General features: G+C 72.3%; 12 protein-coding genes. 5 read left to right on the forward strand and 7 right to left on the reverse strand.

The window, feature by feature from the left end; translation table 11 throughout:
• Positions 1–95: 95 nt before the first annotated feature.
• The 3 genes from ACIG87_RS10975 to ACIG87_RS10985 are packed head-to-tail and all read left to right on the forward strand — an operon-like array spanning position 96 to position 3033.
• A complete protein-coding gene (locus tag ACIG87_RS10975) occupies positions 96–845 on the forward strand; it encodes a sugar transferase (protein ID WP_396850201.1) in 750 nt (249 codons plus the stop codon).
• Complete coding sequence (locus tag ACIG87_RS10980; RefSeq protein ID WP_396850203.1) at positions 842–1768, forward strand: NAD-dependent epimerase/dehydratase family protein; 927 nt, start codon at positions 842–844, stop codon at positions 1766–1768. Before ACIG87_RS10975 ends, ACIG87_RS10980 begins: the two co-directional genes overlap by 4 nt.
• A gap of 5 nt (positions 1769–1773) precedes the next feature.
• The gene (locus ACIG87_RS10985; protein WP_396850205.1) at positions 1774–3033 is read left to right on the forward strand and encodes a glycosyltransferase family 4 protein; all 1260 of its coding nucleotides are present in this window, start codon (positions 1774–1776) and stop codon (positions 3031–3033) included.
• On the opposite strand, the gene ACIG87_RS10990 is transcribed toward ACIG87_RS10985, so the two are convergent.
• Together ACIG87_RS10990 and ACIG87_RS10995 are read right to left on the reverse strand one after the other, a co-directional pair.
• Positions 3008–3442, reverse strand: a complete 435-nt coding sequence (locus ACIG87_RS10990; protein ID WP_396850207.1) for a hypothetical protein — start codon at positions 3440–3442, stop codon at positions 3008–3010. The two genes, ACIG87_RS10985 and ACIG87_RS10990, sit on opposite strands and share 26 nt — an antisense overlap.
• 191 nt (positions 3443–3633) lie before the next feature.
• Entirely contained in the window at positions 3634–6009 is a 2376-nt protein-coding gene (locus ACIG87_RS10995) for a Tex family protein (RefSeq protein WP_396850209.1), read from the reverse strand.
• 214 nt (positions 6010–6223) lie between these two features.
• Here ACIG87_RS10995 and ACIG87_RS11000 point away from each other — a divergent pair, with 214 nt between their 5' ends.
• Entirely contained in the window at positions 6224–7735 is a 1512-nt protein-coding gene (locus tag ACIG87_RS11000; protein ID WP_396850211.1) for a deoxyguanosinetriphosphate triphosphohydrolase family protein, read from the forward strand.
• A gap of 132 nt (positions 7736–7867) precedes the next feature.
• Here ACIG87_RS11000 and ACIG87_RS11005 read toward each other — a convergent pair whose 3' ends face one another.
• From ACIG87_RS11005 to ACIG87_RS11025, 5 genes are all read right to left on the reverse strand, one after another.
• Positions 7868–8956 carry an MBL fold metallo-hydrolase gene (locus tag ACIG87_RS11005; protein WP_396850553.1) on the reverse strand — a complete coding sequence of 363 codons (1089 nt, stop codon included), beginning with the start codon at positions 8954–8956 and terminating at the stop codon, positions 7868–7870.
• Between the two features lie 190 nt (positions 8957–9146).
• Positions 9147–10169, reverse strand: coding sequence for a serine hydrolase (locus tag ACIG87_RS11010; protein ID WP_396850213.1), 1023 nt, complete (start codon positions 10167–10169; stop codon positions 9147–9149).
• 297 nt (positions 10170–10466) lie between these two features.
• Complete coding sequence (locus tag ACIG87_RS11015) at positions 10467–11228, reverse strand: succinate dehydrogenase/fumarate reductase iron-sulfur subunit (protein ID WP_396850215.1); 762 nt, start codon at positions 11226–11228, stop codon at positions 10467–10469.
• Positions 11225–13162 (reverse strand): fumarate reductase/succinate dehydrogenase flavoprotein subunit, encoded by a 1938-nt coding sequence (locus ACIG87_RS11020; RefSeq protein WP_396850217.1) that lies wholly within the window; start codon positions 13160–13162, stop codon positions 11225–11227. The genes ACIG87_RS11015 and ACIG87_RS11020 overlap by 4 nt, the downstream gene beginning before the upstream one ends.
• A gap of 1 nt (position 13163) precedes the next feature.
• On the reverse strand, positions 13164–13847 hold the full coding sequence (locus tag ACIG87_RS11025) for a succinate dehydrogenase cytochrome b subunit (protein WP_396850554.1): 684 nt from the start codon (positions 13845–13847) through the stop codon (positions 13164–13166).
• An 83-nt stretch (positions 13848–13930) separates the two neighbouring features.
• Between ACIG87_RS11025 and ACIG87_RS11030 the strand changes: the two genes are divergently transcribed.
• A complete protein-coding gene (locus ACIG87_RS11030) occupies positions 13931–14863 on the forward strand; it encodes a LysR family transcriptional regulator (RefSeq protein WP_396850218.1) in 933 nt (310 codons plus the stop codon).
• Positions 14864–14915 lie beyond the last annotated feature (52 nt).

Consider the following 14915-nt stretch of genomic DNA (forward strand, 5'->3'; position numbering starts at 1 on the left):
TCCGCGAGGTGCTCCGCGCTCTCCATTGTCGACCCGCCCGGGGTGGCGAATGTGAAAGCGCGAGTCGTCCGCCGCAAAGGTGATAGGTGTGTTTCATGCCCAAAGTTGCTGTCCACACGGCGCAGACGCGCGCCGGTGCCTCCGGCCCGGCGGCCGGACGGGGAGCCGCCTCGGCCACCCCGACGACCCGGCGACCGTACGACCGCTGGAAGCGGCTCCTCGACGTGCTCGGCGCGCTCTTCGTCCTGACCGTCGGGGCACCCCTGTTGGCCCTGGTCGCCGTGGTGGTGCTGGTGACGCATGGCCGACCTGTGTTGTTCCGGCACACCCGCCCCGGCCTGCACGGCGAACTGTTCGAGGTGGTGAAGTTCCGCACCATGCGCCATCCCGAGCCGGACCGGGGACTGGTGACCGACGCGCAGCGCCTCACCAGGGTGGGGCGGTGGCTTAGGGCGAGCAGCCTCGACGAACTGCCGGAGTTCTGGAACGTGCTGCGTGGCGAGATGAGCGTGGTCGGCCCCCGTCCGCACCTCGTGCGTTACCTCGGCCTCTACAGCCCCGAGCAGGCCCGCCGGCACGAGGTGCGGCCGGGCATCACCGGGCTTGCCCAGGTGCGTGGGCGCAACGCGCTCAGCTGGGAGGCGAAGTTCACGTACGACGTCGACTACGTCGACCGACGATCCTTCTTGCTGGACCTGAAGATCTTCCTGGCCACCGTCTGGGTGGTGCTCAGCCGACAGGGGATCTCGGCCCCCGGCGCGGCCACCTGGCACGAGTTCACCGGCAACGACCAGCCCCCCGTGCCGTCGCCGACGGGCGGCCAGGATGCCGCGCCCCGCCGATGAACCGGGTACTGCTGCTCGGCGCCGGCGGATTCCTGGGCCGCCATATCCGCTCCGTGCTGGTCGGCCACACCATCGTCCGGTCGCCCACCCGTGCGGAGTGCGACCTGGTCCGGATGGACCTGCCGGCACTGATCGCGCTGGTCGCCCGGGAGCGGCCGGACGTGGTGGTGACCGCGGCGGGGCAGATCGTCGGTTCCGGCGCAGACTTCGTGCAGGCGCATGTCGTGACGACCGCGAAACTGATCGAGGCGGTGGCCGCCGCCGCCCCCGGGGCGCGGCTGATCCGGATCGGCTCGGCGGCAGAGTACGGTGCCGTGCCGCACGGCCTCACCGTCGGGGAGGAGCAACCGGCCGCACCCGTGAGCGAGTACGGGCTCAGTCACCTCGCCGCGACCCGCCTGGCGGAGTTCGCGGGCGAAGCCGGCCGCCTCGACACGATCGTGCTGCGGGTCTTCAATCCGGTCGGACCGGGGATGCGACCGGGCAACATCCTGTCTCGGGTGACCGCGATGGTCAGCTCGGCGGCGGCCGGCGGCGCGACCGACATCGCACTGGGGCTGCACGACACGTATCGGGACTTCGTCGACGTGCGGGACATCGCGGCGGCGGTGCTGGCCGCAGCGCGGTGCCCGGCGGGTCCGCAGCGGGTCTTCAACGTGGGTAGCGGACGAGCGGTGGCGACGCGCGACGTCGTCCGACTGCTGGCCGACGTGGCCGGCTTCACCGGTGAGATCCGGCACGGAGGCTTCACGCCGGACGCCGCCCGATCCGCCGCGGTGCCCTGGATGTGCGCCGACATCGACCGTGCTCACCGGGTGCTCGGCTGGGCTCCGGCGTACGACCTGAACGAGTCGCTGAACACGCTGTGGCAGGCCGACGGTGAGTGGCCCGCTCGCCGGGTCGCCGGCGTGGCGGCGAGGTGAGGGCGATGCGGATCGGCCTGCTCACCCAGTGGTTCGACCCGGAACCGGGGCCTGCGGCGCTGCCGGGGATGCTCGCCAGGGCTCTCGCCGGCCGAGGGCACGAGGTCCAGGTGCTCACCGGTTTCCCGAACTATCCGACCGGCCGGCTGGTGCCCGGCTACCGGATGGCCCGTTGCTTCGACGAGACCGACGGTGCGGCTCGGATCCGCCGGGTGGCGCTGTATCCCAGCCATGACCGCTCCGCGCTGGGTCGGGTGGCGAACTACGGCTCCTTCGCGGTCTCCGCGCTGGTCTCCGGCACTCCGGCGCTGCGGGGCCTGGACGCACTCTGGGTCGGGAACTCGCCGATCAGCGTCGCCCTGCCGATGTGGTTCGCCCGGTATGCGCAGCGGGTACCGGTGCTGCTGCACGTACTGGACCTGTGGCCGGACAGCGTGGTGGCGAGCGGCTTTCTCGGCACCGGCCGGGTGCCGCGGACGATCGAGCGGGGGATGGCGGCCTGGTGCGGCGCGATGTACCGAAGCGCCGCGCGGGTCGCCCACGTCTCACCCGGTGCCGCTGATCTGCTCGCCGGCCGGGGCGTGCCGAGGGAGAAGCTCGTGCACATTCCGATGTGGGCGGACGAGACGCTGCGTATCCGCGCTGCGGACCTGCGTGCGGAGTTGGGTCTCCGCGCGGACCAGGTGGTGCTGGTGTACGCCGGTGCGCTCGGTGAGGCGCAGGGGCTCGACTCGCTGATCGATGCCTGCGCCCGTACCGGTGATCCGCGGTTGGTCTGCCTGATCGCCGGCTCCGGCACCACCGAGGAGCGGTTGCGCCGTCGGGCCGAGGCGGTGGGGGCGACAAGTGTCCGTTTTCTCGGGCAACTGCCCCGGGACCGGATGCCCGCGCTGATGGCCACCGGGGACGCGCACTACGTGAGCCTGCGGCGCGGTGGCATGTCCGCGTACACGATGCCGAGCAAGGTGCAGGCGACCCTGGCCGCCGGGCGTGCGCTGCTGGTCGCCGCAGAGGGGGACGCCGCCGCCGTGGCGATCAGCAGCGGTGCGGGGATCACGGCCCGGCCCGGTGACCCCGACTCGATCGCCGATGCCCTTCGGGAGATCTGCGACCTTGGCCGGGAGAAGCTGGATCTTCTCGGCCAGGCCGGTCGGGCGTACTACGACCAGGTCTTCTCCGTTACCGCCGGTGCCGACCGGGTCGAGCAGGCCCTGCACGAGATGGTGGAGAGCCGCAGGTTCAGGGCCAGTCGTCGCCCGCGCTGAGGCGGCGGCGGAGCAACACCTCCAGCGGCAGGGATTCGCCGTCACGGCCACCACGGCCGATCACCAGCGGCGGCGGAGACGGCTCGGGGGTTGCGCCGAACAGCAACGAGCGCAGGCTGGCCGGCACGGTCAGCAGGTGGAAACGTCCTGCCAGGTCGATCGCCCGGCGCTGTGCCCGGTCGACGTACCAACCGTGCAGTCGGGTCCGGTAGCGGTGCCGCCCGTCGTACGACAGGGCGGCCAGGCGGGTGGTGGCGAGTCCCCGGTGTTGTGCCTCGGCGACGAACGCGCGGACCAGCCCCGCAGCCTCTGCCTGTTCCGCCTGCCGGAGTCGCTCGTCGGCGGCGGCGTGCGCGTGCACCGCGTGCCGTCGCGCCTCGCGCCAGTCCGCGCCGTCGTCCATAACCATCACCCGACGGTACGCCGGTCAAGGCCGTCATCAGGCACCCCACCCAGGCCCGCCGCGTCGCTCGCTACACGCCGGTTCCTGACCGGGGCACCACGAGCAGCAGGCGTCTGGTACGGAACGGCACTGAGAAGTGCCGTTCCGTACCAGGCTCGGGCCGGGCGGACCGAGGCCCCAGGCATCGGGCGATTCCGTCAGAGCAGGCCGGCCCGGCGCAGGGCGTCGGCCATCGCGCTATCGGCGGGCCTGTCCGCGCCGGCGCGACCCTGACGTCCCTGCCCGCCTCGTCCCTGGCCGCCCCGGCCGCGGTCGCTCCGGCTGGCTCGTCCCTGGTCGCCCCGGTTCTGCCGGTCGGTGTCGGCACGGCCACCGCCGCGCCCGGCACCTGGCTCCGCCTCGTCGTCCAGCCGCAGGGTCAGCGAGATCCGCTTGCGCGGCACGTCCACGTCGAGCACCTTGACCCGTACCACGTCGCCGGACTTCACCACGTCGCGCGGATCCTTGACGAAGGTGTGCGACAACGCCGAGACGTGCACCAGCCCGTCCTGGTGCACCCCGACGTCGACGAACGCGCCGAACGCCGCCACGTTGGTGACCACGCCCTCCAGCACCATGCCCGGGGTCAGGTCGCCGATCTTCTCCACCCCCTCGACGAAGGTGGCGGTCCGGAACTCCGGTCGCGGGTCGCGGCCCGGCTTTTCCAGCTCGGCGATGATGTCGGTGACGGTGGGCAGGCCGAAGGTGTCGTCGACGTAGTCGGTGGCCCGCAGCCCGCGCAGGATCGCCGACTTCCCGATCAGCGAGCGCAGATCCTGCCCGGTGCTGGCGAGGATCCGGCGCACCACCGGGTACGCCTCCGGGTGCACGCTTGACGAGTCGAGCGGGTCGGCGCCGCCGGGGATACGCAGGAAGCCGGCGCACTGCTCGAACGCCTTCGGCCCGAGCCGGGCCACCTTCTTCAGCTCCGCCCGGGTGCGGAACGGCCCGTTGGCATCCCGGTGCAGCACGATGTTCTCGGCCAGCCCGGCACCGATGCCGGAGACCCGGGTGAGCAGCGGCGCGGAAGCGGTGTTCACGTCCACCCCGACCCCGTTGACGCAGTCTTCCACCACCGCGTCCAGCGAGCGGGACAGCTTCACCTCGGACAGGTCGTGCTGGTACTGGCCGACCCCGATCGAACGTGGATCGATCTTGACCAGCTCGGCCAGCGGATCCTGGAGGCGGCGGGCGATGGAGACCGCGCCGCGCAGCGACACATCCAGGCCGGGCAGCTCCTGCGAGGCGTACGCGGACGCCGAGTAGACCGACGCGCCGGCCTCGGAGACCATCACCTTGGTCAGGCCGAGCTGCGGGTGCCGCTTGATCAGCTCACCGGCGAGCTTGTCGGTCTCCCGGCTGGCGGTGCCGTTGCCGATCGCCACCAGCTCCACCCCGTGCGCCTCGGCCAGCTTCGCCAGAATGTCGATCGAGGCGTCCCACTGCCGGCGCGGCTCGTGCGGGTAGATCGTGTCGGTGGCGACCACCTTGCCGGTGGCGTCCACCACCGCCACCTTCACACCGGTCCGCAGGCCCGGGTCGAGACCCATGGTGGGCCGGGTGCCGGCGGGCGCGGCGAGCAGCAGGTCGCGCAGGTTCATCGCGAAGACCCGGACGGCCTCCTCCTCGGCCGCCTGCCACAACCGCATCCGCAGGTCCGCGCCGAGGTGGATGAGGATCCGGGTACGCCAGGCCCAGCGCACCGTGTCGGCCAGCCACCGGTCGGCGGGCCGCCCGTGGTCGCTGACGCCGAACCGGCCGGCGACGGCCGCCTCGTACCGGGTCGGGCCGGTATCCGGGACGTCCTCGGTCTCCGGGGCCATGGTCAGGTCGAGCACACCCTCCTTCTCGCCCCGGAACATCGCCAGGATCCGGTGCGAGGGCAACTTCGGGTACGGCTCGGCGAAGTCGAAGTAGTCGGCGAACTTGGCTCCGGCGGCCTGCTGCCCGTCACGTACCCGGGAGACCAGCCGGCCCCGCGACCACATCTGCTCGCGCAGCGTGCCGATCAGGTCGGCGTCCTCGGCGAACCGCTCGATGAGGATGGCCCGCGCCCCCTCCAGCGCGGCGGCGGCGTCGGCCACCCCGCGCTCGGCGTCGACGAACCCGGCGGCGGTCTCCTTCGGCTCCCGGGTCGGGTCGCCGAGCAGCGTCTCGGCCAGTGGCTCCAAGCCGGCCTCGCGGGCGATCTGCGCCCTGGTCCGCCGCTTCGGCTTGTAGGGCAGGTAGATGTCCTCCAACCGGGACTTGGAGTCGGCCGCCATGATCTGCGCTTCCAACGCCTCGTCCAACTTGCCCTGGCTGCGGATCGACTCCAGCACCGCGGCCCGCCGCTCGTCCAGCTCACGCAGGTAACGCAGCCGCTCCTCCAGGGTGCGCAGCTGGGCGTCGTCGAGCAGGCCGGTGGCCTCCTTGCGGTAGCGGGCGATGAACGGCACGGTCGAGCCGCCGTCGAGCAGCTCCACGGCCGCCCGCACCTGGCGCTCGGCCACGCCGAGCTCGTCGGCGATCCGCTGATGGACAGACTGGGTCACGATCTTCATCCGCCTTCGCTGTGGGTTCCGGTTGTATTCTGCCGCCCGGGGCCGACACCGCTCGTCACCCCCGCCCGTGCCGACCCCGGTCCAGCCCACCGGCGACCTCGGGGGGCCGGCGACCTGACGGGCTGGCCGAGCTGGCTGGCTGGCCGAGCTGGTCGGCCGGCCGAGCCGCCGCTGTCGGGGGGCCCGCTGCGCTAGCGTGGCGATCATGGAACAACCAGCTGATCCCCGGGCCCGGCGGCTCTTCGGCGGCAGCGCCCGGGCGCTCGGCGACCTGGCTGCCAGCCCGTTCCGGGCCGACCGGGACCGGATCGTCGCCTCACCCTTCTTCTCCCGGCTCAACGGCGTGACCCAGGTGATCAGCCCGGGTGGTTCCGGGTTGCTGGTACACAACCGGCTGACCCACAGCCTCAAGGTCGCCCAGGTGGCGCGGGCGATCGCCGAGCGGCTGGCCGCCGATCCCACGCACCGGGACGTGCTGGAGAAGTTGGGCGGCTGCGACCCGGACGTGGTGGAGGCCGCCGCGCTCGCCCACGACCTCGGCCACCCGCCCTTCGGGCACCTGGGGGAGCGGGTGCTGGACCGGCTGGCCCGGCAGCGGCTGGGACTGACCGACGGCTTCGAGGGCAACGCGCAGTCGTACCGGATCGTCACCAGCACCGAGATCCGCGGCGCGGCCACCACCGGTCTCGACCTGACCGCCGCGGTGCGGGCGGCCCTGCTGAAGTACCCGTGGACCCGGCTGGACCACCCCGATCCACACCCCCGGCACCTGCGCCCGGCACCTCGGGGTGCCGCCGCCCCACCGGACGACCCGGACAGCGGCTCGCTGAAGTTCGGCGCGTACCGCACCGAGCTGGCCGATCTGCGGCAGGCCCGGGAGCCGTTCGCCGGGCGGATCGCCGACTGGCAGCAGACCGTCGAGGCGTCGGTGATGGACACCGCCGACGACATCGCGTACGCCATCCACGACGTGGAGGACTTCTACCGGGTCGGGGTGCTCCAGCAGGGCGCCGTCGCCGCCGAGCTGATGGCCTGGCAGCGCGAGGGCGGGCACCTGCGGGCGATCACCGGTGCGGCGCTGACCAGCGCGGCCCGCCGGCCCGGCTCGGCGATCGAGGTCCTCCGCCGCCAGCTACACCGCAAGGACGGCTGGATCGCCGACGACGAGGCGTTCGCCGCCGCCGTCGAACACGTCCGCGAGGAGTTGGTGGACGGGCTGCTGGCCCTGCCGTTCGACGGCTCGATCGAGGCCGAGCAGTACGTGGCCCGGTTCTCGGCCCGGTGGACCACCCGGCTGGTCGACGCGATCACGGTGACCGCCGATCCGGACGTGCGCTCCGGCCACGTGCTGCTGGCGAAGGCGCAGTGGCACGAGGTGCAGGTGCTCAAGTTCGTCCACCACCGGTTCGTGCTGGCCCGACCCGACCTGGCGCTGCACCAGCGGGGCCAGGCCCGGCTGCTCGGCACGCTGGTCGAGGCGCTGTGGGAATGGCTGCTCGACCCCGAGGAGGAGTCCCGGCTGCCACGCCGGTTGCACGACCTGGTCGAGCTGGCCGAGGCGGAGCTGCATCCGCGCACCCCGGACCGGATCGGCCGGGCCCGTGGCCGGGCGATCGTCGACTTCGTCGCCCAACTCACCGACGGGCAGGCGGTGGCGATGCTGGACGCGCTCTCCGGCCGTTCCGGCGCGCTCTGGACCGACGCCTTCGTCCTCTGACGGCGTGGGGAAGGTGCCGGGGATGAACAGCCACCGGGTGCTGATCTTCGCGGCCGGTCGTTCGGTCGGGTGGTTGCGGCTGGTTGCGGGCCGGCCGGCCGCCCGAACGGGACGCGGCCGGCCGGCAGCGGGTCAGGCGATCGTCTGCCACCAGCCGTCGACCGGTGGTGCGTCGGCCACCACCACCCGCTCGCCGGGGCGGGGCACCGCCAGCCGGACGTCGCGGGCCTTGGCCTCGGCCCAGAGCCGGTCCACCGGCTCGGACCAGTCGTGCAGGGCCAGGTTGAACGTCGCCCAGTGCACCGGGACGAGGAGGTCGCCGCGCAGGTCGAGGTGGGCCGCGACCGCCTCCTCCGGGAACATGTGGATGCCCGGCCAAGCCCGGTCGTACGCGCCGATCTGCATCAACGTCGCGTCGAACGGCCCGTGCTCGGCGCCGATCTCGGCGTACCCGTCGAAGTAGCCCGAGTCGCCGGTGTAGAAGACCTTCCGGTGCGCCCCGGCGACCACCCAGGAGCTCCAGAGCGTGCCGTCGCGGCGCAGCCCCCGGCCGGAGAAGTGCTGGGCGGCGGTGGCGATGATCTCCAGGCCGCCGACCCGGTGCCGCTCCGACCAGTCCAGCTCGATGATCCGGTCGGCCGGCACACCCCACCGGTCGAGGTGCGCGCCGACACCCAGCGGCACCAGGAACGGCGCGGACTGCCGTCGGACCAGCTCCCGGACGGTGGCCATGTCGAGGTGGTCGTAGTGGTCGTGGGAGATCAGGATCGCGTCGACGGTGGGCAGCTCGTCGAGACGTACCGGCGGCTCGTGCAGCCGCTTCGGCCCGACGGCGGCGGACGGGGAGCAGCGGTCGCTCCACACCGGGTCGATCAGGACCCGCTGCCCCTCGATCTCGATCAGCGCCGAGGCGTGGCCGTACCAGACGATGTTCAGCTCATCCGCGACGCCGGTGGCCGGGGCGGCGGTCGGCCGCAGCAGCGGGACCGGAGCGGTCGGACGGCGGCGCTGCTTGCCGAAGAGCAGCTCCCGGAGCAGGTTGCGGCCGGAGTCGCCGCCCGGCATGGTGCGGATCGCGACCCGGTTGTGGAAGGTGCCGTCGCGGAACTGCGCGGAGCGGGCCGCCCGTTCCGCGCGTGCCCCGGTCAGCCGGCCACCCAGCGCCGCCGGCACGTCCCGCGCCGTCCACGCCAGGCCGGCGACCGCGGCCAGTCCCGCCATCCGCCACAGCCGCCCGCCGAGCGTCCGCTCGACCGTTCGCTCGACCGTTCGCTCCGCTGGTTCCCGCATGCTTCGTCCCCCTCGCCGGTGTCCCGCAGTACACGGTAGTCACCGACGGGCCGGCCCGCCCATGCCGGCCCTCGGCCCGTCGGGCGGCGGACCGGCCGGGCGGACGGCAGGGGGGGGGTGGTCAGCCGCCGTTGCTGGGGCGCTGCCGGGCCACCCGGTGGCGGGGGGCGTCGGCGGCACCGCCCAGCTGCGCGGTGGCGTCCAGGAAGAACCGACCGAGCCGGGCGCGGGCCTGCACCACCGGGTGGGTGGCGCCGAAGTTGTCCGGGTCGGCCTGGCCGTCGGCGAAGAGCACGTAGGTCAGCACGGCCGCCCCGGCGGCGTCGAAGATCACACCGGCCTCGTGCCGGGCGTCGACGAACCAGCCCGCCTTGGTGGCGACCCGGGCCCGCTCCGCCGAGGACATGGTGCGCCGGATGCCGTCGGTGAACGCGACCGGGGCGCGCAGCAGCCTGAGCACGAGGGCGGTCGACGACGGCGAGAGCAGCGTGCCGGCGACCAGGGCGCGCAGCAGCGCGTGGGTCTCCCGGGCGGTGCTGGTGCCGAGGTAGAAGCGGTTCGGGTCGGCCAACGGCTGCACCTGGGTGTTGGGGAAGCCCTTGGCGACCAGGGTCCTGTTGATCTCGGCGGCCGGGCAGACCAGGCCGCAGAGCCGCGAGGCGGTGTCGTCGGAGACGGTGAGCAGGTTGGCCAGCACGTGGCCGAGGGTCACCGAACTGGGGTACGCGGTGTCCAGGACGAAGATGCCGTCGCCGCCGGGGACCACGATCGAGGCGGGGACGTCGACCCGCTGGTCGAGGGTGAGCAACCCACGGTCGATCCTGTCGAGCACCGCCACGGCCACCGCGATCTTGTTGACGCTGTACGCCTCGACCCGCCGGTCGGCCGACTCGGAGACCGCGACCAGCGGACTGGCACCGTTCTCCAGGCTGATGTGCGCCTGCCAGTTCCCACCGGTGAGCGTCTTCTCCCGGTGGAACGCCGCAGCGATCTTCGGGGCGACGAGTTCCGGGCGCGCGGCGGCGGGCGCGGACCGGCCCGGCCGGTCAGCGGCGGCGGCCGGTGTGCCGCCGACGAGCGCCGCCCCGGCCGTGGCGACCGTTCCGAGTCCCAACGCGGTCCTGCGGTTCACCCTGGTGGTCATGTCTCTCCGTCGAGTGGTGGGACCGAATGTCTCCGACCCACCACTCTAGGTGAGTGGATCGATCCGCGTGGGCCTGCTCATCGCCCGCAGGCTCGCAGGCACTCGGCCTGCCGCCGGGGACCGAGCCGTAGATTGATTCGGCAGGTCGATCCCCATCGGCGTGCCCGATCGCGGCAACCCGCCGTCGGTGCACCGGGGAGGGGCCGCCGGGTGTCGGCGTACCCGGAAAGACGCCGACCGCCGCGACCCGGGCGGGGGTGCGGCGGTCGGTCGGACGGTCGGGGTGGGACGGCGGTCTCAGGAACCCGGGGTGTCGCCGCGCTTGGCGGTCGCGGCGAGGTAGTCCCGGTTGAGCCGGCCGATGGTGTTCAGCGGGATGCCCTTGGGGCAGACCGCGGTGCACTCACCGGCGTTGGTGCAGCCGCCGAAACCGGCCTCGTCGTGCGCGTCGACCATGCCGATCACCCGGGTGTAGCGCTCCGGCTGCCCCTGCGGCAGCAGCGAGAGCTGGGTGACCTTGGCGGCGGTGAAGAGCATCCCCGAGCCGTTCGGGCAGGCCGCCACGCAGGCGCCGCAGCCGATGCAGGCGGCCGACTCGAAGGCGGCGTCGGCGTTGGCCTTGGCCACCGGGGCGGCGTGCGCCTCGGGGGCGCTGCCGGTCGGCGCGGTGATGTAGCCACCGGCCGCGATGATCTGGTCGAAGGCGTTCCGGTTGACCACCAGGTCCTTGATCACCGGGAAGGCGCGGGCCCGCCACGGCTCGATGTCGATCGTCTCGCCGTCGGAGAACTGCCGCATGTGCAGCTGGCAGGCGGTGGTGCCGCGCTGCGGCCCGTGCGCGTCCCCGTTGATCATCAGACCGCACATGCCGCAGATGCCCTCGCGGCAGTCGTGGTCGAACGCGACCGGCTCCTCCCCGGCGAGGATCAGCCGCTCGTTGAGCACGTCGAGCATCTCCAGGAACGACATGTCGGGGGAGACGTCGTCGACCGGGTAGGTCACCATCCGACCCTTGTCCTGGGGGCCGGACTGACGCCAGATGCGCAGGGTCAGGTTCACTTGTAGCTCCGCTGCGTGGGGTGGACGTACTCGAACTTCAGGTCTTCCTTGTGCAGCACGGCCGGCTCACCGGTGCCGGTGTACTCCCAGGCCGCCACGTAGGCGAACCGGTCGTCGTCGCGCTGCGCCTCGCCGTCCGGGGTCTGGTGCTCGGCCCGGAAGTGGCCGCCGCAGGACTCCTCGCGGTGCAGGGCGTCGACGCACATCAGCTCGGCCAGCTCGAAGAAGTCGGCCACCCGGCCGGCCTTCTCCAGCGACTGGTTGAGCCCCTCGCCGTCGCCCGGCACCTTGACCCGCTGCCAGAACTGCTCGCGCAGCGCCCGGATCTCGTCGATCGCCTTGCGTAGCCCGGCCTCGGAGCGCTCCATGCCGCAGTGCTCCCACATGATCTGGCCCAGCTCCCGGTGGAACGAGTCCACCGTCCGGTCGCCGTCGACCGCCAACAGCCGGTTGATCCGGTCGGTGACGTCGCGGCGGGCCTCGACCGCTGCCGGGTGGCTGGCGTCGACCTTCTCCAGCGGCCCGGACGCCAGATAGTGGGCGATGGTGCTGGGCAGCACGAAGTAGCCGTCGGCCAGGCCCTGCATCAGCGCGGACGCGCCGAGCCGGTTCGCGCCGTGGTCGGAGAAGTTCGCCTCGCCGATCACGAACAGGCCGGGGATCGTCGACTGGAGGTCGTAGTCGACCCAGAGGCCACCCATCGTGTAGTGCACGGCCGGGTAGATCCGCATCGGCACCTGGTACGGGTCCTCACCGGTGATCCGCTCGTACATCTCGAACAGGTTGCCGTACTTGGCCTCGATGGCCTTGCGGCCGAGCCGGTCGATCGCGTCGGCGAAGTCGAGGTAGACGCCGAGCTTGGTCGGCCCGACGCCCCGGCCCTCGTCGCAGACGTTCTTGGCCGCCCGGGAGGCGATGTCCCGGGGGACCAGGTTGCCGAAGGAGGGGTAGATCCGCTCCAGGTAGTAGTCCCGCTCGTCCTCGGGAATGTCCCGCGGCGCGCGGTCGTCGTCCTTGGTCTTCGGCACCCAGACCCGGCCGTCGTTGCGCAGCGACTCGCTCATCAGGGTCAGCTTCGACTGGTGGTCGCCGGAGACCGGGATGCAGGTCGGGTGGATCTGCGTGTAGCAGGGGTTGGCGAAGTACGCGCCCTTGCGGTGCGCCCGCCAGGTGGCGGTGACGTTGCAGCCCTTGGCGTTGGTGGAGAGGTAGAAGACGTTGCCGTAGCCGCCGGAGGCGAGCACCACCGCGTCGGCCATCTCGGTGCTGATCTCGCCGGTGACCAGGTCCCGGACCACGATGCCCCGGGCCCTGCCGTCGACGATCACCAGCTCCAGCATCTCGTGCCGGGTGTTCATCTCCACGTTGCCCAGGCCGATCTGCCGCTCCAACGCCTGGTACGCGCCGAGCAGCAGTTGCTGGCCGGTCTGGCCCCGGGCGTAGAAGGTGCGCTGGACCTGCGCGCCGCCGAAGGAGCGGGTGTCCAGCAGGCCGCCGTACTCGCGGGCGAACGGGACGCCCTGGGCGACGCACTGGTCGATGATGTTGACCGACACCTCGGCCAGCCGGTGCACGTTCGACTCGCGGGACCGGAAGTCGCCGCCCTTGACCGTGTCGTAGAAGAGCCGGTGCACCGAGTCGCCGTCGTTGCGGTAGTTCTTGGCGGCGTTGATGCCACCCTGGGCGGCGATCGAGTGCGCCCGGCGCGGGCTGTCCTGGTAGCAGTAGCTCCTGACCTGGTAGCCCTGCTCGGCGAGCGTGGCGGCGGCGGAGCCGCCGGCCAGGCCGGTGCCCACCACGATCACGGTCATCTTCCGGCGGTTGGCCGGGTTGACCAGCTTGGCCTCGAAGCGGCGGGTCTCCCAGCGCTTCTCGACCGGGCCGTCGGGTGCCTTCGTGTCGGCGATCGGGTCGCCCTCGGTGAAGAGATCCATGTCAGGACACCAATCCGGTGAGTACGGCGAACGGAACCACCAGGTAGCCGACGGTCAGCGTGACCGCCCCGACCAGCGCCACGCCGCGCGCCCGTCGCTCGCCCGCCGGGGTCTGCTGGCCGAGGCTGCGCACGGCGCTGAACAGCCCGTGCCGCAGGTGGAAGCCGAGGGCGACCACCGCGAGGGTGTAGAAGAGCGTCACGTACCAGCGCTCCGGTGCGAAGTCGGCGACCACGTTGGCCTGCGGCCGGGCCGGGTCGCCGACCGGGTTCAGGTGACCGGTGGTCAGGTCCAGGATGTGGTAGACCACGAAGAGAAAGATGATCACCCCGCCCCAGCGCATGGTGCGGGCGGCGTAGCTGCCCTGGACCTTTCTGCGGTGGGCGTACCGGACCGGACGGGCGGCGCGGGCGCGGACCGCCAGCACGGTGGCCGCCCAGATGTGGCCGACGAGGGCGAGCAGCAGCACACCGCGTTGCAGCCACAGGTACCAGCCGGGGGCCAGCAGCGGCGTGCCCAGGTCACGCAGCCAGTGCGCGTAGTGGTTGAACGCCTCGGCGCCGGTGAAGATCTTCAGGTTGCCGAGCATGTGGGCGACGAGGAACAGCACCAGCAGGATGCCCGTCACCGCCATGACGGCCTTCAGGCCGACGTTCGAGCGGATGGGCGACCGAGTTTTCGTGATTACCACCTGACCGACGCTAGGAGGCCACTGATCAGTCGTCCAATGCATCGACCTCGCAGTCTCGATAGCCATAAGCTATGTAGATGCAGCTCCATCAGCTGAAGTACTTCGTTGCGGTGGCCGAAGTACGACATTTCACCCAAGCCGCCGACATCGTCGGCATCACCCAACCATCGTTGAGTAAGCAAGTTCACGCCCTGGAGACCGACCTCGGTGCCCCGTTGTTCGAGCGGGTAAGGGGCAACATCACCCTCACCGCCGCCGGTGAGGTGCTGCTGCCGCTGGCCAAGCGGATCCTGGCCGACGTCGAGACCGCCACCCGGGAGGTGCAGGAGCTGGTCGGCCTGCGCCGGGGCCGGGTCCGGCTCGGGGCCACCCCCAGCCTGGCCACCTCGCTGGCCCCGCCGGTGCTGCGCCGGTTCCGCGACGCCCACCCCGCCGTCGACCTGCGGGTCGAGGAGGGGGGCTCCCAGGACCTGGTGCGTGACCTGCTGCGCGGTGACCTCGACCTCGCCCTGATCATCATGCCGGCCCAGGGCGCCGACCCCGGGCTGCGGGTCGACCCGATCCTGCGGGAGAGCCTGGTGGTCGCCTCGGTGGACCCGCTGCCCGCCGCGTCGGGCAGCGGCGAGCTGCGGATCACCGACCTGCGCGATCAACCGCTGGTGATGTTCCGCGAGGGCTACGACCTGCGCGACGCCACCATCCAGGCATGTCGGGAGGCCGGTTTCGAGCCCACCTTCTCGGTCGACGGCGGCGAGATGGACGCGGTGCTCAGCTTCGTCGAGGCCGGACTGGGCATCGCCCTGGTGCCGGGCATCGTGGTCAGCCGCCGCCCCGGCATCCGGGTCACCCGACTCGCCCCGCCCGGCGTCCGCCGTACCATCGCGGTGGCCCGCCGCCGGGACGTGGTCCCCACCCACGCCGGCCGCGAGCTGCGCCGCATCCTCCTCGACTACGTGCAGGCGGCCACCACCACCAGCGACCTCCCCCCGGGTGTGGAACCCCTCCCGTGACCCGCAGGGTCGTCGGCACGGCGGCGTCCGCCCGTGGGCCGCGAGATCGGCG

The organism is Micromonospora sp. NPDC051925 (assembly GCF_044548625.1).
Classification (GTDB): Bacteria; Actinomycetota; Actinomycetes; order Mycobacteriales; family Micromonosporaceae; genus Micromonospora.